This is a genomic window from Methylomicrobium lacus (assembly GCF_041897535.1).
GTDB classification, from domain to species: Bacteria; Pseudomonadota; Gammaproteobacteria; order Methylococcales; family Methylomonadaceae; genus Methylomicrobium; species Methylomicrobium lacus_A.
The window spans coordinates 3,794,681-3,816,577 of record NZ_CP169217.1 but is presented as its reverse complement, the minus strand read 5'-3'; the positions used below and the strand labels follow the sequence as shown (position 1 = coordinate 3,816,577).

General features: G+C 51.2%; 20 protein-coding genes and 3 tRNA genes. 14 read left to right on the top strand and 9 right to left on the bottom strand.

Annotated features, from left to right (window positions below; genetic code table 11):
• Positions 1 to 10: 10 nt before the first annotated feature.
• Positions 11 to 433 carry a type IV pilin protein gene (locus ACEPPP_RS17145; RefSeq protein WP_374088579.1) on the bottom strand — a complete coding sequence of 141 codons (423 nt, stop codon included), beginning with the start codon at positions 431 to 433 and terminating at the stop codon, positions 11 to 13.
• Positions 434 to 752: 319 nt separating this feature from the next.
• Here ACEPPP_RS17145 and ACEPPP_RS17140 point away from each other — a divergent pair, with 319 nt between their 5' ends.
• The 4 genes from ACEPPP_RS17140 to ACEPPP_RS17125 are packed head-to-tail and all read left to right on the top strand — an operon-like array spanning position 753 to position 5,490.
• Entirely contained in the window at positions 753 to 1,292 is a 540-nt protein-coding gene (locus ACEPPP_RS17140; RefSeq protein ID WP_374088578.1) for a GspH/FimT family pseudopilin, read from the top strand.
• Positions 1,293 to 1,303: 11 nt separating this feature from the next.
• Complete coding sequence (locus ACEPPP_RS17135; RefSeq protein WP_374088577.1) at positions 1,304 to 1,957, top strand: prepilin-type N-terminal cleavage/methylation domain-containing protein; 654 nt, start codon at positions 1,304 to 1,306, stop codon at positions 1,955 to 1,957.
• 32 nt (positions 1,958 to 1,989) lie between these two features.
• Complete coding sequence (locus tag ACEPPP_RS17130) at positions 1,990 to 3,261, top strand: PilX N-terminal domain-containing pilus assembly protein (RefSeq protein WP_374088576.1); 1,272 nt, start codon at positions 1,990 to 1,992, stop codon at positions 3,259 to 3,261.
• A gap of 24 nt (positions 3,262 to 3,285) precedes the next feature.
• The gene (locus ACEPPP_RS17125) at positions 3,286 to 5,490 is read left to right on the top strand and encodes a hypothetical protein (protein ID WP_374088575.1); all 2,205 of its coding nucleotides are present in this window, start codon (positions 3,286 to 3,288) and stop codon (positions 5,488 to 5,490) included.
• Between the two features lie 143 nt (positions 5,491 to 5,633).
• Here the strand turns inward: ACEPPP_RS17125 and ACEPPP_RS17120 are convergent, their stop codons facing one another.
• Positions 5,634 to 6,782 (bottom strand): hypothetical protein, encoded by a 1,149-nt coding sequence (locus tag ACEPPP_RS17120; RefSeq protein WP_374088574.1) that lies wholly within the window; start codon positions 6,780 to 6,782, stop codon positions 5,634 to 5,636.
• Between the two features lie 361 nt (positions 6,783 to 7,143).
• Positions 7,144 to 8,811: an energy-dependent translational throttle protein EttA gene (ettA, locus tag ACEPPP_RS17115; RefSeq protein WP_374088573.1), complete on the bottom strand. Its 1,668-nt coding sequence runs from the start codon at positions 8,809 to 8,811 to the stop codon at positions 7,144 to 7,146.
• A gap of 329 nt (positions 8,812 to 9,140) precedes the next feature.
• On the opposite strand from ettA, the gene csrA reads away from it, so the two are divergent.
• The 6 genes from csrA (at position 9,141) to ACEPPP_RS17085 (ending at position 11,465) form a co-directional block, all read left to right on the top strand.
• Positions 9,141 to 9,338, top strand: a complete 198-nt coding sequence (csrA, locus tag ACEPPP_RS17110) for a carbon storage regulator CsrA (protein WP_374088572.1) — start codon at positions 9,141 to 9,143, stop codon at positions 9,336 to 9,338.
• Positions 9,339 to 9,349: 11 nt separating this feature from the next.
• Positions 9,350 to 9,442, top strand: a tRNA-Ser gene (locus tag ACEPPP_RS17105).
• A gap of 89 nt (positions 9,443 to 9,531) precedes the next feature.
• Positions 9,532 to 9,608: transfer RNA gene (locus ACEPPP_RS17100), tRNA-Arg, on the top strand.
• Positions 9,609 to 9,631: 23 nt separating this feature from the next.
• A tRNA-Asn gene (locus tag ACEPPP_RS17095) sits at positions 9,632 to 9,707 on the top strand.
• A gap of 337 nt (positions 9,708 to 10,044) precedes the next feature.
• Entirely contained in the window at positions 10,045 to 10,668 is a 624-nt protein-coding gene (locus tag ACEPPP_RS17090) for an N-6 DNA methylase (protein ID WP_374088571.1), read from the top strand.
• Positions 10,665 to 11,465, top strand: coding sequence for a hypothetical protein (locus ACEPPP_RS17085; protein ID WP_374088570.1), 801 nt, complete (start codon positions 10,665 to 10,667; stop codon positions 11,463 to 11,465). The genes ACEPPP_RS17090 and ACEPPP_RS17085 overlap by 4 nt, the downstream gene beginning before the upstream one ends.
• A 29-nt stretch (positions 11,466 to 11,494) precedes the next feature.
• Here ACEPPP_RS17085 and ACEPPP_RS17080 read toward each other — a convergent pair whose 3' ends face one another.
• Both ACEPPP_RS17080 and ACEPPP_RS17075 read right to left on the bottom strand, forming a co-directional pair.
• A complete protein-coding gene (locus ACEPPP_RS17080; RefSeq protein WP_374088569.1) occupies positions 11,495 to 11,698 on the bottom strand; it encodes a tyrosine-type recombinase/integrase in 204 nt (67 codons plus the stop codon).
• Positions 11,695 to 12,297 carry an excalibur calcium-binding domain-containing protein gene (locus ACEPPP_RS17075; protein ID WP_374088568.1) on the bottom strand — a complete coding sequence of 201 codons (603 nt, stop codon included), beginning with the start codon at positions 12,295 to 12,297 and terminating at the stop codon, positions 11,695 to 11,697. The genes ACEPPP_RS17080 and ACEPPP_RS17075 overlap by 4 nt, the downstream gene beginning before the upstream one ends.
• Positions 12,298 to 13,348: 1,051 nt before the next feature.
• Between ACEPPP_RS17075 and ACEPPP_RS17070 the strand changes: the two genes are divergently transcribed.
• Complete coding sequence (locus ACEPPP_RS17070) at positions 13,349 to 13,798, top strand: GNAT family N-acetyltransferase (protein WP_374088567.1); 450 nt, start codon at positions 13,349 to 13,351, stop codon at positions 13,796 to 13,798.
• Positions 13,799 to 13,919: 121 nt separating this feature from the next.
• Here ACEPPP_RS17070 and ACEPPP_RS17065 read toward each other — a convergent pair whose 3' ends face one another.
• On the bottom strand, positions 13,920 to 15,083 hold the full coding sequence (locus ACEPPP_RS17065) for a lytic transglycosylase domain-containing protein (RefSeq protein WP_374088566.1): 1,164 nt from the start codon (positions 15,081 to 15,083) through the stop codon (positions 13,920 to 13,922).
• 246 nt (positions 15,084 to 15,329) lie between these two features.
• Positions 15,330 to 15,623, bottom strand: a complete 294-nt coding sequence (locus ACEPPP_RS17060) for a hypothetical protein (RefSeq protein ID WP_374088565.1) — start codon at positions 15,621 to 15,623, stop codon at positions 15,330 to 15,332.
• On the opposite strand from ACEPPP_RS17060, the gene ACEPPP_RS17055 reads away from it, so the two are divergent.
• The 3 genes from ACEPPP_RS17055 (at position 15,611) to ACEPPP_RS17045 (ending at position 19,115) form a co-directional block, all read left to right on the top strand.
• Positions 15,611 to 15,760 carry a hypothetical protein gene (locus ACEPPP_RS17055; RefSeq protein WP_374088564.1) on the top strand — a complete coding sequence of 50 codons (150 nt, stop codon included), beginning with the start codon at positions 15,611 to 15,613 and terminating at the stop codon, positions 15,758 to 15,760. The two genes, ACEPPP_RS17060 and ACEPPP_RS17055, sit on opposite strands and share 13 nt — an antisense overlap.
• Before the next feature lie 154 nt (positions 15,761 to 15,914).
• On the top strand, positions 15,915 to 16,757 hold the full coding sequence (locus ACEPPP_RS17050; RefSeq protein WP_374088563.1) for a murein L,D-transpeptidase family protein: 843 nt from the start codon (positions 15,915 to 15,917) through the stop codon (positions 16,755 to 16,757).
• A gap of 513 nt (positions 16,758 to 17,270) precedes the next feature.
• Positions 17,271 to 19,115 (top strand): HEAT repeat domain-containing protein, encoded by a 1,845-nt coding sequence (locus ACEPPP_RS17045; RefSeq protein WP_374088562.1) that lies wholly within the window; start codon positions 17,271 to 17,273, stop codon positions 19,113 to 19,115.
• 756 nt (positions 19,116 to 19,871) lie between these two features.
• On the opposite strand, the gene ACEPPP_RS17040 is transcribed toward ACEPPP_RS17045, so the two are convergent.
• Both ACEPPP_RS17040 and ACEPPP_RS17035 read right to left on the bottom strand, forming a co-directional pair.
• The gene (locus ACEPPP_RS17040; protein WP_374088561.1) at positions 19,872 to 20,897 is read right to left on the bottom strand and encodes a proline racemase family protein; all 1,026 of its coding nucleotides are present in this window, start codon (positions 20,895 to 20,897) and stop codon (positions 19,872 to 19,874) included.
• Between the two features lie 11 nt (positions 20,898 to 20,908).
• A complete protein-coding gene (locus ACEPPP_RS17035; RefSeq protein ID WP_374088560.1) occupies positions 20,909 to 21,799 on the bottom strand; it encodes a DMT family transporter in 891 nt (296 codons plus the stop codon).
• Positions 21,800 to 21,897: the final 98 nt, after the last annotated feature.

Genomic DNA, 21,897 nt, shown 5'->3' with positions numbered 1-21,897 from the left:
TCCGAACATTTTACCAACATTTTGCGGTATCGTAACCACTTGCATAGGTTTCAGCCACCAGAGATTTGGCGCCGCTTTGATCGATTTGAAAGTCTCCACAATTATCATCTGTTTGCAAACCTGTGCGGGTGGCTGTCGCCGTATAAGCTGTGCCGCTTAAGGTGTCACCGTCAATCGCAATGGTGTAATACTGATTCGGAGATGTATCGGATACGCCAATCTGCGCCAGTGTGCCATAGCTGGTATGGTTTGCCCGGTATTTCTCTTCTGCAAGCTGAACTTGAAAAAGGGCGGATTTTGCATCGGCGCGGCGGCCTTTCTTGACATATTCCGTATAGCTCGGATAAGCGAGCCCTGCCAGAATACCGACGATGGCGACAACAATCATCAATTCAATCAAAGTAAATCCGGCATTTCGTTTAAAAGTGCTCATGGCATCCTCCTCGGCTAATTTTATCCATGTAAGCTTAGCAGAGAGCGTATTTTTGTGGATACGCGGAAGATATCACGCTTTTGACAAACGCCGAGTTTCGACCGATCTGACTCAATCGTCACCAATTTTGCAAATCGATGCCCTCGGCAAGGCGGCGCCCGTACGTATCCGCGTAAAAATTTGGATCTAACGGCCGCTTTGTGAAGCGTCCTGCAAAATTAATAAATTCCGCTCGTATTTTTGCGCAGCCAATCACTTAATTATCAATTAAGCTCGATTATACTCGACTGCACAGCTATCCATATTAAGGTGGTCAAGTATGAAAAAGCACAACACCGGTTTTACCCTTACCGAGTTATTGATCGTCGTTGCCATCATCGCGATTTTAGCGGTGCTGGCGGTACCTTCATTCCAGAACGCGATGCGTGCGCAACGCGCCGAAGGCGCGGCGGAAGCTTTTTTGGCGGCGTTGCAAAATGCCAAGATGGAAGCCATCAAAACCAACTCGGATATGCGCATCGCATTTAGCCCGGCAACACTGAACACGGCCCATAACACCTGGTGTTATGGCATGACCCAGCCGGGCACCACGACTTGCGACTGCAACACCGCCAACAGTTGCGCTGCGGGCAGCGTCGTGCGCAGCACCGATTATGCCGGCGTGTCGGCCAAATTTAATAACTACAGCTATCGGCTTTTCACCTCCTTGCGCGGCACGTCGAATACTTCGGGAACCGTGACTTTCAACGGAGGAAACAATAAAACGTTAGGCGTCAGAACGAGCACGTCGGGAAGAAACCGCATCTGCAGGCCAGACAGTACGACCATGTCCAGCTACCATGACAATCCGGATTGTTAGCCAACATGAGAATGAAAAGATCGGTTAAATCCATCCGCAGGCTTTACGGCCAACAGGGCATCACCTTGTTGGAGCTATTGATTTCGATGCTGATTGGGCTCTTTATCTTGGGCTTGGTGGTCGGCTTGTTCGCATCGATGATCAAATCCGATAGCGATAACATCAAAGCCATCCAACTGAATCAGGAACTGCGCTCGGTAATGAGTTTAATCACTCGCGATCTGCGCCGGGCCGGATCAAACCGGAACGCAGCGGTGAACGCCGCCGTGTCGCCTACCAATCCGTTTTCCGAGGGTAGCGCCCGCCTGACTATCTCCCCCAATGATCAAGGCGTCGCCAAATCCTGCGTCACCTATGCCTACGATTCCACCGCTACGTTCGGAACCATCCAAGCAACCGAACTTTACGGTTTCCGTCTTGACAGCGACAATCATACCGTCGAAACCCGTGCCAGCGGCAATGCTTGCGATGATTCAGGATGGACAGATTTGACGGACAGCACGCTCGTGAATATTTCAGGACTCACCTTCGACGAATCAACCGTCAGCGAAGCCGGCATTACCGTTCGGCAAATTACGATCACTTTGAGCGGCAATTTAGTCAGAGACGCCAACGTATCCCGCACCATTACCGAGACCGTTAAATTACGAAACGACTGGTATTAACAATCGCTCGTCAAAACCCTAAGAGGCATCCGATGACTATGAAGACGGCAACCCGATACCGCCAAACCGGCCTGGCAACCTTGGCGGTCACCGTAGTGATTTTGCTTATTATTTCCCTGATGGTGTTCTTCGCCACGCGCGTCGGCACCCTAGAGCAGCGCATGGCGGGCAATGAAGCGCGTTATAAGGAAGCTTTTTCCACCGCGGAAGCCGGACTTGATTTTGCGACACAGCGCTTCATCAATCGATTTCAAACCGGCTTCACCGGAACGGCGTCAATGGCCAACATTGTGAATAACACGCTGATTACCAACGGCACCGAAACGGACGGCACGGCGGCCGAGGCCGGCGAGCCTTCGTTTGGCGTCGCCATCAACAATACCGGCGCAAGCTATGCCGGCATGGCAATTTACGAATTTGTCTCGACGGGATTAGGTGCGGACGGAACCGGGACGTCAACGTTACGCCGCCAAATCACCATGAAAAAAATTCTCGGCGGCTCCTCCCCCGATGTTCCAGTCATTGTCGCGGGCTCCGTGGGAACCGGAGGCGACTTTAACATTGCCGCGAATCCCAATGGCGGCGGCAACGGTGTGCCGGTGTCGATATGGACGGGGAAAACCAACGCCAATGTTGAGATGACAGGGTCATCGGCAACGTGTCAAATGGAATTTTTCAACGGCAACAACCCGCAATGCAGCAATCCATCCGGCAATACCGAGCTGATTTCCGATGGAGACGGCACTACCCTGACCGCCTACAGCAGCACGTTCCCTGATGTGTTGCCCAATGACCCTAATTTTCCCAATGACTTATTTCAATTTTTGTTCGGCGTACCGAGAGCGGATTGGGCTACCGTGAAAGCGATGGCCGCCACCTATAATCACGTGATCGACAATTGCAGCGGCCTGAGCAACACGGCAGGGCAAACATTCCGCCTATGGTGGATAACCGGAAACTGCGTCATGGGCTCCAATCAAGTGATCGGATCACAAACCGATCCGGTGATTTTGATCATGGACGATCATTTGTTGGAAATGAAGGGCAACGGAGGAAGAATTTATGGCGTTGTCTATATTTTTAACAACCCGGATGATCCATACGCCGACTCCACATCCCCGAGCACCGATTTCAACGGCAGTTCTGTGATATACGGCTCGCTTATTTCCGAAGCCAGCGGAGAAGATATGGATGGCAGCTATTCGATTGTTTATGACTCAATGCTCCTCACCAATCTGACTTCAAACAATGACAGCGCCAATTTTGGCATTGGCTACATCCCTGGCAGTTGGCGGGATTTTTAAGCGTTAATCACTACAGGTAACACTATGAAACCGATTTATCACCAAAAGGGCGTCGGCCTCATCGAAGTCTTGGTTGCCGCCATTGTCTTTGCGGTAGGAATATCTGCTCTCGTCAGGCTACAGGGAAATTTTTTTAAAAACAGCAGCGCGGCCAATGGGCGTTCGATCGCGATGAGTATCGCAGAAGAAAAAATGGAGGATTTACGCGGATTTCAGATTACCGATGCCAGCGACGCCGATATATTTGATTTTACCAGCATCGCGGCGAATACCGGCGGACGCTGCGATGCAACCGATGATGATGCTTGTGCTCTCGCCTTGCCTTCAGGTAATGTCACCCGAGACAACCTGACCTTTACCCGCAGCTGGACTTCGACCCCCTACTATTACAACGGCACAACGCTGACCGCGACACCGAACGGCAATATCATACAGAAACAGGTTACCGTCAATGTCGCTTGGACGGATACCGACGGCACGGCGCAAACCGCCTCGCTGAGTTCGGTCATCAACAGCACCAGTTCCGCGGCGGCGACCGGCGCGATAGGCAACAATGTCGGCGGAAGCGGAGAAAAACCTAAAGTCTTTTATACCCCGCAGGCGGCGCCCGACGTTATCGCCCAACCCAGAATCGCAACGACGAGCAGTTCGACTTCTACGACGGGAAGCACAACGACATCAGGCGGCACAACGACGTCAGGCGGAACTTCCTCTTCAGGCGGTAACTGCACCATTTACACCGAAACCGACAAACCCGATCCGACGATCGACGCCAACAGCGGAGGTGTTGCCGACAATAATTTAATCAGCTTTTCGACCACGACCTATAAACAGTGCACCGGCTCGACCCCAGTGGAATTGAAAAAAGAAGAATTTTTCACATTAAACTGCTCGTGTGAATTGTCCAGCAACTCAGGAACGGGCTATGACCAGGGCCACAATTCCGTGACCAAAGCCAAAACGGGAACCAAAACAGGCCAGAGCAATCAACAAAATGCGCTGTGCGACACCTGCTGCCGGGATCATCACGAAAACACCACGGGCGATAATGTTTGCGACTATTCATCAGAGGAAAACCGCAAAAAGTGTTACACCCCTTTTAGGAACGACTTTACGGATAACGATCACAACCATTATGCCTCCTCAAGCGCTACGTCTGCGGTGACTTCCGGAACCTATCTTGAGTCATGCCGATTAAAACGGGTGAATGGCTATTGGACGGTGGTCAATGATTGGAATTTGGTCGGCTTGAATGCCTTTGTCCGCAGCGACCTGACTAACTCCGCTAACGTAGCCAGCTACCAAAACTATGTGGCCAGCACCGTCAATGCGTATGTCAGCAGTGGCACGACGGCTACAGCCTGGACCGCGCCTACCCCGACAACGCCGGCAAACGGCACGCAAATGATGGCGCGCGGCATCTTTGTCGATTATATGGCGCCTTCCGAAAAAACGGGGTTGAGCTTCAACCAGACAGGCTTGGTGCCGCAAGAAGTGCCTTTTTATGAATACCACGTCTCCAGTTTGGCGGATTGGAAAACCACCAAATCCGACGGCACCAGTCCAAACACCAGCACGGCCAGCCCTTGTCCGTTGACCGGCAATAACGCCAGCGCGAACAAGACCTGTGTCGACAGCCCGACGGTGGCGCAAGTTGCAAATGCCAATCAAAACCAAACGATTACCAAAGCCGTGTTTAGAATGGATTCAACCAATGCGCCGACCTCGAACATCAAGATCGTTGCGGAAATGAAGCAAAGCAATTCGGGGGTAACGGGAACAGCCGCGATCAACGCATTGGACACGCCGGTAAAATCCGCATCGGTGACCGTGCCGTTTTCCGGCACCGGCGGCGGCACGACCTATTCGATTTCCCTGGCCTCATCAGCCATTAATAATTTTTCATGTCCGGATAAGTGGGGGAACGATACCTACAAAACTCAGTACACCAGTACTTGGAGCGGAATCAGTTTGAGTTGTTCGCCGTCGTCCGGCAATACCTCGTCCTGTTTGAATTTTTCGAGCTCTCAATCGAACGTGACCGTGACGGCCTCTAATACCAATAACTTACAGTGTGTTTATGTGGACAATAAGAATGTCACCTCAACCTATACCTGCCCATCACCGATATCCTTAACGGTTCCGTCGTTAAGCGGAACCAAAACCTGCACGATTGCAATGAGCAAATCGGGAAATCCGCCGGTATCATGCGCATTGGTTTGCCAATAACGCATTAGACGAATAGCCTGATCGACAATTTAACTTTGCCATAAAAGACGAAGCGGTTTCCAAATTGCTTGCGCAAAGCACTTGGCCGCCGCTTCGTGATCTCTCCCACCTTACTGATGGTTGACTGCATGAGTCAAACTTCATCATGGCTGCATCACATCCGCAATCAACCAACGCCTGATGTGCGGGTCGCTCATCCGCCACAACACATGATCGATGAAGTAGTGATGGATGTTGATGAAGAGAGTGGCCGTCAAAAAACAATAGGCGATACCATGCAAGGCCTTCGTATTTGCCATATCCAGGCTGCGCGGCAAATATTCGAACAGCAGCCAGCCGCCGGCCAGCAATCCCAAAATGATGACGGTTGCGGCGATAGCTTGGCGTGACTGCCGTTTGAGGCGGTTGTTTTCTACCGTGTAGACAAACGCCAGATACTGCAGGGAATGGAAAAATGGCACCCAATAGCCATAAAAATCGGCCTGCCGCGTCCAGGGCAACCACCATATATAGAGAGCTACGCCAGCCACCAAGAACTGCGGGCTGGGTTTTTTGCCGCTCTGTCGATAGACCCGATACAGCACCACGCAGATGGCTGCCAGCCCCAGCAAAACCAGGAATTGGCTCAGCGGCCATAGAAAATCGGGCAAATCCAGCGTCATATAATGGAAACCCGAGAATTGCGCCGTGGTCTGGCGGATGTTTCCGCTAATAAAACTCAACCACCAAACCGACAACAAGGCATAACGGATCACCAGCCGCTGCGGTTTGGATAGCGGATAATGGTCGTAATGCGCATACACCATCATGCAGCCGAAAGTTTGCTTGGTGTAATGCCAGCCGACGGTAAAAAACATCAGGTTAATCAGCAAACCCAACACAAAATCGCGCCAATAAGGCGATGGGTAGAGGATCCCGACGCTGAAGCCTTCCGCCTGGATTTGATGAACGAGCCGCTCCCATCCGCTACCGGCAATTTGTTCGTCAAAACCCATATAGCCGGCAATGATCACAAACAACAATAGACCTGGCACTAGCACCAAAGCCAGTGGGTGTTGGCGAATAAAACCGCCGTTACGGGTATAGGCGAGCTTATACGAGGCGATAAAATGCGGGTAATTGACCACTAAAGCCAGCGAGGCCGTGATGTAAGGCGTGTTGGAAAAATAGGGCTGGATGGCGGGATGGCTACGGTCGAACTGTAAAAGTGTCATGATCAGCCAAAGCAACAAGCTAGCGCCGCCGAGTAACCAAAAATCCAGCGTTCGGGTAGTGAGTGATCGAGTATTCATTTTTTTCTGTCTCTGATAAGGATCTGTTATCGAACCGCAATCCCCTGCGCAGCTTCGAAAAATTGACGCCACACCACTCTTTCGGCAATGGCATTGTCATTCGCCATCAAAAATGCCAGGGATGAGCTTTTAACGGTCGCTCGGCATATCCCCAAGTTAGGCGCAGAGTGGATGCAAACGTCATTTTTCGCCGCTTCAACGCTTTGAGGTTTGACTGACGTTTATCCTTAGCGGCTTATGCGGATGATGTTGCCCATGCGAGAACGGAGCGGGGGCGTTTTTTCCTACAATCCATTGCAATCCCCTAACGGCGCGGGACGCGATAAAGATCACGTCCCGCGCCGAGAAAGTGGCCCGGATTTTACTGAGTCAGCTTCTTATACTTGATCCGGTGCGGATTATCCGCATCGCTGCCCAATCGGCGGTGCCGGTCGGCCTCGTAATCCTGATAGTTGCCTTCAAACCAGACCACCTGACTGTCGCCCTCGAACGCCAGCATGTGCGTCGCGATCCGGTCCAAGAACCAGCGGTCATGCGAAATGACCACCGCGCAGCCGGGGAAAGCCAACAAGGCTTCTTCGAGCGCGCGCAGGGTTTCGACGTCCAGGTCGTTGGTCGGTTCGTCCAGCAGCAGCACGTTGCCGCCGCTTTTCAACAGCTTGGCCAGATGCACCCGGTTACGCTCGCCGCCCGACAGATCCCCTATTCTCTTCTGCTGATCCGCGCCCTTGAAGTTGAAGCGGCCGACATACGAGCGCGACGGCGTTTCATATTTGCCGACCGTGATGATATCCAATCCGTCCGAGATTTCCTCGAACACGGTTTTGTTCGGGTCCATGTCGTCGCGGAGCTGATCGACGTAAGACAGTTGCACGGTCTGCCCCATCGTCAGCGCGCCCGAATCCGGCTGTTCGAGGCCGGCCATCATCCGGAACAAGGTCGTCTTACCGGCGCCGTTCGGCCCGATGATGCCGACGATGCCGCCCGGCGGCAGTTTGAAGCTCAGGTCGTTGATCAACAGCCGGTCGCCGAAGCCCTTGCTGATATTGTCGGCATGGATCACCACATCGCCGAGACGCGGTCCTGGCGGAATATAGATTTCCTGAGTCTCATTACGCTTTTGCACTTCGACCGATGACAATTCCTCGAATCGGGCCAGACGCGCCTTGCTCTTCGCATGGCGGCCTTTGGGATTCGAACGTACCCATTCCAACTCGGCCTTCATCGCTTTCTGGCGAGAAGTTTCCTGCCGCTCTTCCTGCTCCAGACGTTTTTCCTTCTGTTCCAGCCAGCTCGAATAATTGCCTTCCCACGGGATGCCCGCGCCACGGTCGAGTTCCAAAATCCAGCCGGCGACATTGTCCAGGAAATAACGGTCGTGCGTGACCGCGACGACGGTGCCCGGATAATCGTGCAAAAAGCGTTCGAGCCAGGCGACCGATTCGGCATCCAAATGGTTGGTCGGCTCGTCCAGCAGCAGCATGTCCGGATTCGACAACAGTAGCCGGCACAGCGCGACACGGCGTTTCTCACCGCCGGACAGTTTCGTCACGTCGGCGTCCCAGTCCGGCAAGCGCAAGGCATCGGCAGCCACTTCGAGGCGGCGGTCAAGATTATGGCCGTCGCAGGCATTGATAATGTCTTCCAGACGCGCCTGGTCGGCAGCCAGTTTGTCGAAATCGGCATCGGGCAGCGCGTAGGCCGCGTAAACGGCATCCAATTCGGCCAACACGTCCTTGATGTGCGCGACCGCTTCTTCGAGATTGCCGCGCACGCTCTTATTCGGGTCGAGCTGCGGCTCTTGCGGCAGATAACCGATATTGATGCCCTTTAGCGGAATCGCCTCGCCTTCGATCTCCTTATCGATGCCGGCCATGATTCTCAGCAGCGTCGATTTACCGGAACCGTTCAGACCCAACACGCCGATCTTCGCGCCGGGAAAGAAGGACAGCGAGATGTCCTTCAGGATGTATTTCTTGGGCGGAACGATTTTTCCGACCCGATTCATTGAAAAGATGTATTGCGCCATTTTGTTATGCAAATGCAAGTGGGGAAACGATAGCCTCAAATTATCCCATGTTTTCTCGCCGAGGGGTAACCCAACCGTTCCATAAAGCACGCAAAAATGTCCAACAGCGATCATGCGGCGCCATAATCGATAATAATCATTTTACATTCAATGTCTTAACATAAAATCGCAAAGGCGCAAGCATTGCCGTGTTAAGCAAAAACCCCGCCACAATGAAAAAATAATGTGCGATGGGGTTTTCCATTCTTAAAAATTGATGATATACTTTGCGCTTCTGAGTTGGACGCTGTGTAAACAGTGCGTTTTCAATGTGATTAGGGAGAGGGGCTATGCTTATCTTGACTCGTCGGGTAGGTGAGACATTAATGATAGGTGATGAGGTCACCGTCACAGTTCTTGGAGTCAAAGGGAATCAAGTACGGATTGGTGTCAACGCACCGAAAGAAGTCTCAGTCCACAGGGAAGAAATTTACGAACGCATTAAGAAAGAACAATCTGAGTCAACAGACGCAGACGACTCGAAATAGAAAACCGAATTGGAGGGATGGCCGAGAGGCTGAAGGCGCTCCCCTGCTAAGGGAGTATGGGCCTATAAAGCCCATCGAGGGTTCGAATCCCTCTCTCTCCGCCAAGGTTTTTTTAAAAAGCTCATACAATAAAAAAATTAACGGAATACTTGACAAGGAAATCAAATTACTGGATAATGAGTGGATCAATTAGGCGCCCGTAGCTCAGCTGGATAGAGTACTCGGCTACGAACCGAGCGGTCGGGAGTTCGAATCTCTCCGGGCGCGCCATTTTTGAAATATCGACATACCATTCCCCTGTAGCTCAGTCGGTAGAGCAGGTGACTGTTAATCACCGGGTCGGCGGTTCGAGCCCGTCCGGGGGAGCCAAATAAATGAAGGGCTTGCAGAGATGCAAGCCCTTTTTTTTGCCCTCTTCCGGTCCTCCTCTGGGGAGAGCGGCGTCTAGCTCAGTCCGGTTCCGTCTAGCTTGTTCCACGCTTCATCTGACTTTTCAATATTTTACGGCTTTCACCAGCTGAGGTTTTGCCAATGTCCCGCTGTGACACTGGTTCAATTTTCTGGTTGATTTGAAAACTCGTACCATTCCGGCTATGATTCGGAGCAAGGACCTGCTAACCGATGCCCTGCCCTTCGGTTAAACGGATTTTGCTCTCGTTATTGTTTGCCATGCCGGCAAGCGAATCATCAGAAGAAATACCACTCAATGGCCATCAAAAAATCCGAGCTCTTTGGCTCGCCATGGAAAAGCTGCGACGAATTGCGCGACGGTATCGATGCATCCCAGTACAAGGACTATGTGCTGGTGTTACTTTTCGTCAAATACATCTCCGATAAGTACGCCGGGCAAAAAGATGCCTTGATTGAAGTGCCGCCCGGTGGCAGCTTTACCGACATGGTGGCATTGAATGGCGATAAGATAAACAAAATCATCAGCCATCTCGCCGAAGCCAACGATCTGAAAGGCGTAATCGACGTCGCCGACTTCAATGACGCCGAGAAGCTGGGCAAAGGCAAGGAGATGGTAGATCGACTCTCCAATCTCGTTAGCATCATCAACACGCCGGGACTGGATTTCAAAGGCAACCGCGCCGAGGGCGACGATATTCTCGGCGATGTCTACGAATATTTGATGCACCACTTCGCCACCGAATCCGGCAAAAGCAAGAGCCAGTTCTACACCCCGGCGGAAGTCTCGCGGATCACGGCGAAAGTGATCGGCATCGGCAGCGCTAATCAAACGATGTACGACCCGACTTGTGGCTCCGGCTCGCTATTGCTCAAAGCCCACAACGAAGCGCGCCATAATACCGGCCTGGACATCAAATGAATTCATATCAAAGCCCCCACGCAGAAGCATATCTAGTTCAACTAATATACCAATATGGAGGATTTGCCGTCGCTGACACCTGCGCGGAAATAGCCAGAATTTGTGCAAACTCAAGTCATGCTGAAAACTGCCATAATGAAGAATTGGAGGAAATGAAAAATAAATCAGATTTGTATGCACAGTTTTGGTGGGATCTACGAAAAGCCAGCCAAACAGAAGACCTTGAACCGATAGCAACCAACGAAGATACCGACATCGATGAGCAGTATCATAGGGAATTTAATAAGTTATGCTACGAAATAGGTGTCATCAAGAATCGGTTAAATCGCCTTTCTGAATTAACAGGCTACCCATCTTTTCTGCAAGATATAATAAACGCTATGGGTGGCCCAACCGCAACTGGCTCCCCCCCCATCTTAGATATTCCGGACAACCTTGGACATGAACCCGAAATCCAATTCTTTCAAAATAAACTACCGGAGCTACTAGGCAGGAACATTGATTACTTCTTTAAACAACCAAGCAAACCCGGCCACCGACTCGATTTTCTGGAAGAACGCGACAAGCTAATTCAAGCAAAGGAAAGCAAGTCGTCATTTAACATCACTCGCTCCAAACTAATCGGGATATTGGAGGAAAAAAAGCTTAAAGAAGAACAAAAACGAGCGAAGAAAGTCTTAATTCAGCGCGCTTTAGATAAGATTCCTCATGAAAATTGGCTTCCAGACTCCTATTGTAAAGAACTGGAACGGGAACTGGCTTGTCGCCTCCATCGAACGTTAGAAAAAACAGCCTAAGCTCATACTGAGCTAAGGCCATTATCGTTTTACGCCATCGCATTCTGGATCGTCTTGGATACCTTGTCCGACACCCGCCGCAGCGCTTCATCGGCCAGATGCGCGTAACGGGTCGTGGTCTTTGCCTGGCTGTGCCCGAGCAGATTCTGCACTTCGTACAGCGAGGCGTCGTTGTTGATCGCGATCAAGGCATGGGTTTGCCTGAGGTCGTGGATACGGAACGGGGCCTTCAAAACTGATTTTCACAAGGCACACCATCCCCGTCGCCGTCCATCTTCGTACCGGGGCAGTTATCCAAGTAGAACTCGGCTTCTTCGCGAGAAGTCATCTGCGAACAATAAACCTTGCCTTGGCACTGGAAGTGTTGTTCGGGCATCACAGATTCCACTACTGGCTGAGTCGTTGGCTGATCGACGACTGCGACAGAGCGATGGGCCAACTTGTCGTAAGCATAAACACCGCCAACGATCAGCAACAGGAACAGAAACGGTAGGCTACCAAATCTCTTTTGCTGTCGAGTTATCCCCTGCTTCGGCTTTTGCTGTGGCCTATCATATTTGGCTGGACCGGTCGGCAACTCGCTCTTTCTCGCGACGGGTTCCAATGTCAGTGCTTGGGGTACGCCTTCGATGCGGGCATGGATGGCGCGGCGTTTGCCACTGGCGTCGAACTCGGTCTGGTAATGGATAGTATCGCCGACCACCGGAGGACGACTCATACCCCTCAAGGCGGAGATATGGATGAAGAGGTCATTGTCCCCGGCGTCGGGCTTGATGAAGCCGAAGCCTTTGTCGTCGATCCATCGAACCAGTTTGCCTGTTTCTGTCTGCATGGTTGCCGTTACCAAGTAGTGTCTGGAGCCGTAAGTATAGCCACGGTGGCCCGACCCGCAGTATAAAAAGCCGTCAACGACCTTCGGGGATGGCTATTTTTTGATCAACTTGAGTCAACGCCTTGAAAAACCAAAGACTTGACGCAACGAGTCACGAATTGGTCACACAGTTATCCACAGTTTTTGTGGATAAGGCAACAAAAGCCTTAGCAGTCCGAGCTTAGGCCATGTTGCTTCTTAGCCGACCGCATTCTGGCGACATCCAGGCGGCGCCCGGTTAAAACCAAGACTAGCGGTTGCAAACCCAGGCCTGGACAACCACCGGAAAGCAGGATTGCTTGGGGAAACGATCATTTCACAGAACTGCAACAATACCCCTTCATACTGATCATCACGCGTCTGACCGGACAGAAAAACTAGCTACTCGATAAAAGACCATGAAAGGGCAATCGCTGGATAATGACACCTTGATAAACCAGGCGCGAGAGCTTTATGTCCTGTTGCTGATCAGACGCAACGCACATCCCATGGCAAGTGATCGTATTGACAGCTTGATTCTGTCAGCCCATCGCCGCTATGTACGCCGGTTAAATCGCTGTGCTGTTTGTTATCAACATCGCCTATATGACTGCAACCGCGAGCCTGGAAAAGATCATACGCCTTGCGAGCGTCGTCGCTCAGCAGATCATTGACATCCGTCGACAAATCGTACGCTTTCAAGCGGTCACTGATTATCTACGCTGACAACGAGTTAAACAAATTCGCTAAGGATGTGGCTAAAAACAACTTCCTGAAATTCAGCCTGATCGCTCCCACGCTCTGCGTCACTGCCATTAAGTTAAGGATTGCCGGTTCCTTCTCCCTCCGCACCCACAGGGCATAAAGGAGAAGGCTAGGATGAGGGGATCAAATTAAAGTATTTTTCCTTATTTTATTCCCTTCACCCCGACCCTCTCCCGGTGGGAGAGGGAGTTTTGCCCTTAACTTAGCGGCGGTGACGCTCTGCGTGGGAACCATGAGGGGAGTTATTATCGACCAAATTGTTATAAAAATGAAAACCTACACGATACGCCCTTTAGATACCACTTCGCTCGCATTATCCGATGCGGTCGATTTGCTCTGTTCCAATTGCCCCAGCGAATCTGACCGCTACGAGAAAAGCCGGTTAGTCAACGAGATACGCCCGCTGGATGCGCAGCCTTTCTATAGAAAATTTTTCGGCGCCTATGATTTTGACGGAACGTTGATCGGAGTGGGAGGCATTAAGGCGGCCGATTGGGCTTCGGATACACATATTCTCTACATGATGGCCGTAAATAAAGACCATCGCGGTAAAGGAGTTGGGGCTGATTTGGAACGTGCCCGGATAGAGTGGGCGCTAAACAACTTTCCTCACGGGCGCTGCCTGGTAAGCACCAGCCATAAAAAGCGCTTTGAGCGCTGGAGCTTCAAAACGGTGAGCGAAGTGAACAACAGGCATCTAATGATCTTGGAATTTTAAGTGAAACAGTAAGCAGGCGTACATGAATAAAGACTAACGTATTGATTTATGAAACAAAGCCCATCCGCATTGCACACAAGGGGTAACAACACGGCTATTGGTTGTCAGTAGACGAGTCAGTTTATTCCGCAGTCAGATATTGCCTAGACAGCCACGGTGTTTTGTATTGCACACTTTCCGGAAAATACTGCATCGGGTTGTTGGCGATTTCGAGCGCAGCCAGAAATTGTGCGTAATAGTTGCGGGAGGCAAAACCGAACGCTGGGCCGCTATAGGACTCTATGATGCGGACAAAATCGCGGCCGACTTGATTCTGCGCCCTTTTCATGCCACTGATACCGTGATTGTAGGAGGTAATCGCCGTAGGCCAGTCGCCCAGTATACCGTAGGCGTGACTCAGATAACGGGCCGCGCCGATGGCGGAAGCAAAAGGATCGAGGCGCGGATCAATTCTAGGCCTATGACTTACTCTATGGCTATGACTCACTCTACGGCTATGCCTTTGCTTATGGCTATGGTGATGGCTGCTGCCACGGCGTTTCTTATCGCCATGTCGTCCCCTACTGCTTTGTTTATGACTTTTCGCATGGCTAGCGGGCATGAAAGTTCGCGCTGAGGCTTGGGTGAATTGCCACATGCCCACGGCGCCGGCGGAGGATTTGGCCGCCGTTTGAAACGAGGATTCGACATGCGGCAGGCAGGCCAAATCTTCCGGCAAGCCGGCGTCGCGGAATATTTTTCTAAATCGCCGGTCGTAGCGGCGACTGACCTCGAGTCCGCGCATGAAACGTTCGCGGGTACCGCGCTGCGAACGCACCCGCTCGGCGGCTCCGTTCAATACGCCGTTAAGTTGCCTGCCGCTACCTTCCAGTTTGGCGATCAATTGCCTGTCATTGGCATTCAACGGCACGTTGTAGCGCAATTTGCTCTCCAGAGCGAGCAATTGGGCTTTCCAAAAGTCGCGGCGTTCGTTGACTATTTCCTTTTGTTCGGCCGTCAGGCTATCGTCGACATCGCCGGGCAGCACCATCACTTCGTATATCACATCCAGATAGCGGTCGTCATGAAATGCGACTTCCGAGCGATGCCACACCGTATAGGTTTTGCGCCAGAATTCAACCGCCGGTTCCAGTGCGTAAGGTTTTTGAAATGGGCCATAGTAAGCCGCCGAGCGATAGATGTTTTGCCGTAAAGTCGTCCGCGGTTGAGTGTCGGCGTCAGTTGCCGAATCATAGACGCTTTGTGGTGGAGCCGTCCGTGGTGGAATCATGTTTCGGTAGGCCATGGCGTTATCGTGCGTGACCGTAGGTGCAGTGCTGCTACAGGCATCCAACACCAATGCAATCTCCAAAAAAAATAAAATTCGCGTAATCAATCGGGTCATTTTGTAATCATTGCGCAAAGGAGCACAAAAAAGAACGGCTGAGCCGCGTGATGCAGCTACCTGCCGCCGCACCCCAAGTTGAAGCGCGTTGGCTCGCCGATGTTGGCCCACACCAATTGGAATGCGACGGCACTCGGTAGCGCCGAATCAATCGTTCTGTTTAATCTTACGGCCGGCTTCACGGGCGTCTTGTTTGATTTCCCGTTTTTCTTGCCGACATTCCGACCGATTCTCGCCAGCGTCCTTGCATGCGTCCTTGGCATCTCTTGCCGTTTCTCGCCCCTCCTGCCTTATGTCCTGCGCACCCTGCCGGTTATCCCGGCGATCATCGCGCCGCTCCATGCCTTCCGTTTCGGAATAGGCGGGCACTGACCAAATCAAAGATCCGGCTACGCCAAAAGCCAAAGTTAAAATGCCGACTTGCAAACATGTCTTCTTCATACTCTCTCTCCGGTATTTGTGCGTATAATATTGCACAGGTGTTTTTGGCTTATTCCATCGTTGCTGGCGCATTCTTAATGCAAGCAAAAACATTTGATCAAATAGAAATTGATTATGCTATTGGTACAAACACCTAAACATCGCTCGACTCAAAGCAAGGTATCTGGCGGCAGAGGCTCTCGTAAGGCGTCGATACCAAAAAGCAAGGACTGCCGGGTGATTTTTCCCGTGACGGCCATACTCATACACAGACGCCGGTTGAAATCCCCGGTCATGGTTTTCCCAGCGCACATGATGAACTCAACACCCAAAATCATTGCCACCTTGGCCTTGGCAGGATTGCTCGGCGCGTGCTCCGGGCACCAGCCTCCCGCTCCCATTACGAAGGCCATTCCCCCCGCCGTCACCCCCCAAGCGCAGACCCAGACCGACCGGAAAGTGTATTACATCCCGGCTCCCAATCTGCCCGGCCAACGGACCGTGGCGGATGTTCTGCGCGTTTACGGCGAATATGCGAAGAGCAAGCTCAATCCCTATTTCGCCAAGGCCAAGGTGCCCTACCCGCCCCGGGAAGTCACCTTCGTCGCTTTGAAACAGGAAATGAAACTGGAGCTCTGGGCCAGAGACAACGGCGACTTCCGCTTCATCCGCGACTATCGCATCAGGGCCGCCAGCGGCGTGTCAGGCCCCAAATTGCGCCAGGGCGACATGCAGGTACCGGAAGGCATTTACCGCATCGAAGGGCTAAATCCCAACAGCCATTACCATTTGGCGATGAAATTAAATTACCCCAACGCATTCGACCTCTTCCATGCCGAGTTGGACGGGCGCACCGATCCGGGGTCGGACATTTTCATCCATGGCAGAGCCAATTCCATCGGTTGCCTGGCCATGGGCGATGAAGCGATAGAGGAACTTTTCGTCCTAACCGCGCAAGTGGGCGCCGAAAATGTGAAAGTGGTGATTGCCCCGCACGACCCGAGAGTCTTCCCGCTGAAGGCTAACTCCGTAGACCTTCCGGAATGGACTTCCGGGCTTTATTCGCTCATCTCCCGCGAAATCAATGCCCTATCACCTGGAGTGAAGCCGGCAAAACCGGATTATGACCATCAAGACGGGATTGTGCTGCGTTAATTTCTTTCGGGTGTGGCTAGGCTATTTACGTGGCCTTTTAGGACATGCCCTTATACACAAATGCCGTCATACCCGCCGGGAAGCGGGTATCCAGGGCCAGGGATGACAAGCCCGATACATCCCTGTAGCCTGGATTCCGGCAATCCCTGCCGGAATGACGGAGTTGTGTATAAAGGTATGCTTTTAGGAGGCCAACGCTTGAGAGGATGCAAAACCAATCCTCCAATGAGACTTTATTTAATCCATCAGCAGCGCATACGCGATAGAGTTTGTGTATTACGCGCATGCGCTGGGACTTAATCACCGGCCCAGCATCCTGATCGCTTATTTCTAAGCGTGGCGCGGACCTGCTTATTTTTATGTATTAGGCTATTCTTTTATAGTGAAAAGCAATGGTATGCGTTTGGTAAGTCATGGAAAAAACCGCATCACAGATTTATTAAAATCAATTATTAGGATTGCATTGAGGTGTTGTATTTCAAGCCTACCCCCACTGGCAAAAGTTTATTATTTATGAAAAAAATACTCTATTTTATTTTCTCCATCAGTTTATTTTTAGTAAATAATATTGCTATGGCCGAACAAGCCAAAGACTGTTTTAATCAGGCATCCGGATCTGGAAAAAAGTGTTTGGAAGGCAAAGGCAGCCTAAGCAATAAAAGATCGGATATATTGCAGTTGTTGCAACAGTTAGCCGAACAAAAAGCGATTTCCAGCATTATCCCTCTTTTGCAAGATAGCGAGCCCTATGTCCGTGATGCGGCATTAGAAGTATTAGGGCAATTACAAGCAAAAGAAGCAATCCCCAGCATGATTCCTCTGTTGCAGGATACGGACAGCCATGTGCGCAGCAGAGCAATCGATGTATTAGTGCAATTTCGCGCCAAGGAAGCGATTCCCAGCATCATTCCTCTTTTGAAAGCAAAAGATACCAAAGTGCGCATCAGCACGATGGAAGCCTTATTGCAATTGAAAGCCAAAGAGGCGATTCCCCATATCATTCCTCTCTTAAATGACGGCGAGAGTAATGTACGCATGGGCGCGATGAACACCTTACTGGAAATGCAAGCCAAAGAGGCGGTTTCCGGCATTATTGTGTTATTGAAAGATAGCGATAAAAATATCCGTATTCGCGCCATAGAAGTATTGAGCGCATTGCAAGGAAAAGACGCCATTCCTGAAATGACTTCTCTTTTAAAAGACAACGATGATAATGTGCGTTTGAGCGCAATCAAGGCATTACAGGATTTAGGCGCCAAAGAAGCGGTTCCCAGTATTATTTATCTTTTGCAGGATAGCAATGCAAAGATGCGTTCTACGGCGATCAGCATGTTACGCAGTACCAAGGCCGAAGAAGCGATTCCTCGTATTCTGCCTCTTTTAGAAGATAACGATACTGACGTGCGCAGTAACGCCATATCGGCCTTAGAAGAACTACAGGGCAAAGAAGCAGCTCCCAGTATTGTTCCGCTGTTAAACGATCCTATTGGAAATGTACGCCTTCAAGCGCTCAATTCATTAGCGCGCTTGCAAGAAAAAGAAATAATCCCTCGAATTATTTCCCTCTTGCATGATCATGACGAACGTGTGCAAATCCGAGCGATGGAATTATTGCAACACTTTCAAGCAGAAAATACGGAAATCCCCAAAAAAGAAGCGATTTCCAATGTCATGCCCCTCTTGCAGGGCTACGACAAAAACGTTCGCTATACGGCGGTCGCTACATTAAAGGCATTACAGGCGACAGAAGCGATTCCAAGTATTGTTCCTCTTTTGCGAGACACGGAAATCCCTGTGCGTTTAGCGGCGATAGAGACCGTTGCGCAACTGCAAGCAAAGGAAGCCATCCCAACCCTTGTCTATTTTGTAAAAGACAAAGCCCCCAATATACGCATTGCCGCCATGGAAGCACTGATAGCATTACAAGGCAAAGAGGCCATTCAAAGCATTGCTCCGCTTTTGAAAGATGACGTCATTGAGGTGCGCAATGCAACGGAAGAGAGGCTGTCACAGATACAGAATCCATTGTTAACCGCTTTGATTAATAAGACGACAGGCCTGTTAATCGCGATATGCCCTATCCTGGCGTTTTTGCCGTTGTTTCTGACGAGAAAAAAGCTCTATGCGAGCATCGCCGCTTTGATCGCTGCCCTATTTTTGTTCCGACTGCTGGTTAATATTTCTCCTGACTATCCGCATCTTAGAGAAGGAACGATGTTGGGCAAAATATACCAGGCGGGAGTATTCATTGTATTTGCAGTTTCAATGTTTTTGAAATTCAGTTGGACTCTCATAACCGATTTACTGAAACGCTCTCCCGACAGCGATGAGGAGAATTTAAATGTGGAAAAAAATTAACATCCGTGAATGAAACAATAATTACTTCCCTCATGGTTCCCGTGCTCTGCGTGGAACCGGGATAAGGACGCACTGCGTCCCGAACCGCAGAGCGTGGGAACGATCAGGCTGCATTTCAGGAAGTTATTTTTAGCCACATCCTTAGCTTGTTCAGAACCCGCTTCCATTCCCAACCCGACCATCGAGTTACGATCGGTCCGGCAATTTTTGGATCACCCTACCGTCCCCCATCACGAATCATCCGGCGTATGCGCCGGCTCGGCTCCGATAAAATGCGGATTTTCGACGCTTATTCGCCTCATCCCAGGCGTAGCTTTATTGTTGTTTACCACGGATTGCCCTAACATCTACCAAAGCTGATCATCAATTCCATAACCCGAACAAGACAATGTTTTTAATGTAATTTTTACTCAATTTCATACCTAAAAACCATCTTATTCAAGGACACTATTCAGCACCAAATATTGCTAACATCAATAATTTGTTGCAAATAAACCTTAAAATAGGGAAGATATAGAAAGACGGCGTAATCATTTCTTAATCAAATAACACGTCGCTCGTCCCCATCAATTTTTTTATCAAACCGCTGACTTTCAGTCGAGGGGCTTATCATGAATAAACTTTCTGATGAACTCGCCAACACTTCCGTCTGTCCTCAATGCTTCAAGAATAATCATACGAATTTCATTGAGCCAGACCCTCAAATGTCCCTTATGTGCCCCTCCTGCGGCTGTAACTACTTTCCCTTCCGTATTTCTATCGATGAACCGTTGAACCGACCAGGAAACCGTATTTAAACGGATCATTGGGATCGGCCATAAACTGCTGCATCCCCGTGATATAAGACGCTCCGGTCACGACGGGCTCGACCGCGACGAAATCGCCCACGCGAACTTCCCTCAGGAGTTTTCCTTTGAATTGAGTGCCGATGATGCTCTGATTGATAAACTCGGTATTCAACGCCAACTCACCCTTCGCATAAAGCGCCGCCATCGCGGCAGAAGTTCCGGTCCCGCAAGGACAACGGTCCAACTGACCATCGCCGAAGATGACCACGCTTTGGGCAAAGGGACCGGAGGCTTCGGGTTTGTCGTAGATCTTGGTCAACTCAACCTTGGTGATGTGAACGAGAGTCGGGTGCTGCACGGCGAGTTTGGCGTTAACCGCCCTTTTCACCGCCACGCCCAGTTCGATTAGCCGGCTTGAGTTGCAAGGCTGGACCGCAAGCCCCAAAGCCTTGGCCGGAACCAAGGCGAAGAAATTGCCGCCAAACGCCACGTCGACGTAGATCCTGCCTATTTCAGGCAAATCGATTGCCACGTCCCTGGCGTAGAGGAATGCAGGGACATTGGCAACGGCGACCTCGATGACCCGGTTACCCACGACACTGGCGTGCGCTTCGATCAAGCCGGCTGGGGTGTCGAAAACAACACGGGTTTCCGGCTCGATCGGCGAAACCATGCCGGTCTCGATGAGTGCGGTGGCAGCGCTCATGACGCTATGGCCGCACATGTCGATATAGCCCTCGCTGTCGATGAACAGCAGGCCGTAGTCGGCTTTCTGGTGAGTCGGCGGAGTCAGGATGATGCCGAACATGTCCTGATGCCCTCGTGGCTCCTGCATCAGGAGGGTTCTATAGTGATCGAGCCGCGACTTCAGGTACTGCTTTTTTTCCGCCATGGTGTTACCCAGAATAGGCGGCAGGCCGCTGACGACAATGCGGGCGGGCTCGCCTGCGGTATGGGTATCTATGGCTGATATGATGTGGCAAAACTGGGCCATGGCCAAACTCCTTAGGGGCTGCGGGTGGCTGGGGAGCGGTTGGCAGGGCTTGCCCAAATCTGAGCGAGGCCGCTCAAAAGGATGAGACTCCCCCCTACCGCCTGAAGTGGCGACATCGGTTCGGCGTAAATCATCACGCCAATCAACGTGGCGATGACCGGCTCCAAATAGGACAGAATGCCGAACTCGTAGGCCGTCAAATGCCGAATGGCGAAGATCATGAAGGTCAATCCGAGAAAGCCTTGAAAAAAACCCGCCGCGAGCAACCAAGGCAGATCCTCCAGGCTCACATCGAACTCATGCCCGGCTAAAAAAGGGATGAGCGACAGTGCAGCAATCAGCAGTTGGTAAAAAGCGCGCCCCAATGGCGGCACCCGTGCCGGGATCTTGCGGTTGGTTATGATGACCAAGGCGTAGCTAAGAGCCGACAACACCCCATAGACATAGCCCAAAGCACCCTCCCCCGAAAAAGAGAAGCCGAACCGAAGCACGAACAGAAAACCCAAGAATGCCAGACTCATCAACAGGCCGTTGCAAAGCGCGATGGTTTCCCGCAGCACAAAATAGGCAAAACCGACAGCGAATATCGGGCCCAAATAAAGCAAGAACACGGCATTGGCCAGCGAGGTGTGAGCCATCGCCTGGATGTAGAACCAAACGCAAAAACCAATCGATAGCCCGCTGGCCATAAGGCAAGGAGACATAGCGACCTTGAGCGCATGGAGACTCCTGGTCAGCCCCAAGAATCCGAGCAGAAACACGCAACCCAGACCCATCCGGGCAAACGCGATAATTGAAGCATCCGCCGAAATGCTGCGGACAACAAGCCCCAGCGACCCCATCAAAACGGCGGAGAAAATGGCGGCGCAGTAGGCGTATTTTTTGTCGCGCGATCTCGTCATGACGTGGTTGGCGCAATGCCAAGGCTTGGGTTTTCGGTTAGCTGCGGTTTGGCATTGAGATAATTAATTTTGTACTCGACTCTCCCGGATTCTTATAA